Source organism: Staphylococcus simulans, assembly GCF_002902285.1.
In the GTDB taxonomy this organism is placed as follows: Bacteria; Bacillota; Bacilli; order Staphylococcales; family Staphylococcaceae; genus Staphylococcus; species Staphylococcus simulans.
This window is the reverse complement of record NZ_PPRU01000042.1, coordinates 1-372: the sequence shown is the minus strand read 5'-3', so window position 1 is coordinate 372 and position 372 is coordinate 1. Positions and strand designations below refer to the sequence as shown.

1 rRNA gene is annotated in these 372 nt (G+C 52.2%); it reads right to left on the bottom strand.

Annotation, left to right across the window (positions count from 1 at the left end):
• A 16S ribosomal RNA gene (locus tag CD112_RS09860) occupies positions 1-372 on the bottom strand; the annotation flags it as partial.

The window sequence follows — 372 nt, the reverse complement described above, 5'->3', positions numbered from 1 at the left end:
GCGGAAACCCCCTAACACTTAGCACTCATCGTTTACGGCGTGGACTACCAGGGTATCTAATCCTGTTTGATCCCCACGCTTTCGCACATCAGCGTCAGTTGCAGACCAGAAAGTCGCCTTCGCCACTGGTGTTCCTCCATATCTCTGCGCATTTCACCGCTACACATGGAATTCCACTTTCCTCTTCTGCACTCAAGTTTTCCAGTTTCCAATGACCCTCCACGGTTGAGCCGTGGGCTTTCACATCAGACTTAAAAAACCGCCTACGCGCGCTTTACGCCCAATAATTCCGGATAACGCTTGCCACCTACGTATTACCGCGGCTGCTGGCACGTAGTTAGCCGTGGCTTTCTGATTAGGTACCGTCAAGGG